Genomic DNA, 2,185 nt, shown 5'->3' on the forward strand with positions numbered 1-2,185 from the left:
CCCACTTTTCACCCACTTGGCGATTTTTTAAACCCAGCCTTAGCCCTGCTAGGACAAGGTTTAAAGAAATCACCAATTGGGCAAAAATTGGATTTTGCTAATCATTCCTATTTATGCAAAGGTCTCGTATTAATGGCTGCCTGTGCTTGGAATTTGAGAAAATGGCTGGCAATAGCCACTATTTTTTTGTTTTGGCAAAAACTGGGTTTATTTTTTGTAAAATACCTAAGGTTTTTTGCGGTACTGGGTAAAAAGCAGTTTTGTTGATTTAGGTGGTTGGCAAAATGGGGTTTGGTTTGTTTGGAGTGGTTTTTACGGGGCGACTAATTACTTTAAAAATTAATACCCAGTAAAAGCGATAAGGATATTCAAATTAAAAAAGCACTAATAATTTTATGAACACCTTGGAATTTTATCAGCAAACCTACACCTACGACACAGGCAACAACCTAACCAACCTCTCACACCAAGCAAACAGCAGTACTTGGCAACAAACCCTTACCATCCACCCAAACAACAATCGTGGCACTGAAACCCAACAATCCACCAGCGACTTTGATGCTAATGGCAACCTACTAACCCTTAACAACATTGGTACTCTACATTGGCACTACAACAACACCCTTAACCAACTTACCACAGCAGACAAAAACAATACCGTAGAATACTATATTTATGATTACCAAGGCAATCGAGTTCGCACTGTGGTTGAGTCTAATCACCAAGCACAAAGCCAAAGAGACTACCTGCCTTCACTAGACATCTCAATCAACCAAGCAAAACAACAAGACAATACCTTGCACATTGGCACCCACATCCTCAGCGAAAACAGCAAAGACAACGCCAAAAACTTTCGCCAAACCCGCTACCAACTTATCAGTCACCTACAATCCAACACCCTAGAGTTGAACGATAAAGATCAAACCCTCAGTTACGAACACTACTACCCCTATGGTAGTACTACCCTCATCGCTGGTAAAGACAAAACCCAAGTCCAACAAAAACGCTACCGCTACACAGGTAAAGAAAGAGACGATAGTAGTGGTTTGTGCTACTACGGTGCCAGGTACTTAACCCCTTGGTTGTCAAGGTGGATAAGCCCTGATTCAGTAGGTGCGGCTGATGGCTTGAATTTATATGTTTATGTGGGGAATAATCCGCTTAAATATGTCGATCCGACAGGACATGTTAAAGTTTATGAAATTGAAGACCGAGGTGAATTTCGTGAATTGGATATACTAAGTCCAATCATTAGTGCACCCTATGACAACGATAATTTATTTCATTTCCCTGCTGCTTATCAAAGATTAGAAGAATCCGTTAAGCATCATTCTATTAATAGAATTGATGAATACACCATATTAGACACCAAAACAAATTTTATTACCAATCCAAAACACAAAAGTGAAACAGCCGTTGAAGCAAATTTTATGCCACGCGGATTCGGACCTATTCACTTTAGAAATTCTATGGATTTTTCTACAGGGGAATTGACATTTTATACAAATTATAGAAGATCAATATCCAGCTTTAAAGCCAAAATTAATACGAATGCAACAGAAATAACATGTTACCAATATCTAGGAATGACAAAAATATTTGGCGTACAAAATGTATTACCTAAAACTTTTTTCAGATCTACCATAGCAAACATCTCTACAACATCAGTAATACAACACTATAAAAATACAGGAGACTATCTAAAATTTTTCAATGATTTTATTAGGGAGACTGATAACGGCAGATCTTCCACAAGAATTGCCGATGCCTTTGGTCTTGAAATAACCGCCATCAAACCAGAAGAGGAATTTAGCAGTGTTCGCCTGTTTTTACAGCCACAAGAAGTTTTAAAACCTATTGGAGAATCTATTGTTTTACCACCTAGAAAAGAGACAAACCCTTTCCCGTGAGACTTTTGCATAACTCATAATTCTCCACCCTAATTTCAATTTTTAGTTTTTTTCAAAAATATTTTCAAAACTACCTGTATTTTTTCATAAAGTCAAAAAAAACCTTATTTTCCCCGCTGTTTATTGCTTTATTTCCCTATTTTTAGTCCTATCCCACTCATTGGGCGTAATACCAAATTCAAAAAACAACTAAACTAAAAAACTCCACTCTCTACTACACAAATTTTTAATAAAATCATCCTCACTTAGTATTTCATTCCAAGCCTGACAAGATC

2 protein-coding genes are annotated in these 2,185 nt (G+C 37.3%); both read left to right on the forward strand.

Annotated elements, in window-relative coordinates; all coding sequences use genetic code 11:
* Positions 1-267, forward strand: a 267-nt coding sequence (locus BBROOKSOX_RS10270; protein WP_218973733.1) for a hypothetical protein, incomplete at its 5' end; no start/stop codon positions are given.
* A gap of 128 nt (positions 268-395) precedes the next feature.
* Entirely contained in the window at positions 396-1,910 is a 1,515-nt protein-coding gene (locus tag BBROOKSOX_RS12325; protein ID WP_257607859.1) for an RHS repeat-associated core domain-containing protein, read from the forward strand.
* Positions 1,911-2,185: the final 275 nt, after the last annotated feature.

The organism is bacterium endosymbiont of Bathymodiolus sp. 5 South (assembly GCF_900128535.1).
Lineage (GTDB): Bacteria > Pseudomonadota > Gammaproteobacteria > PS1 > Pseudothioglobaceae > Thiodubiliella.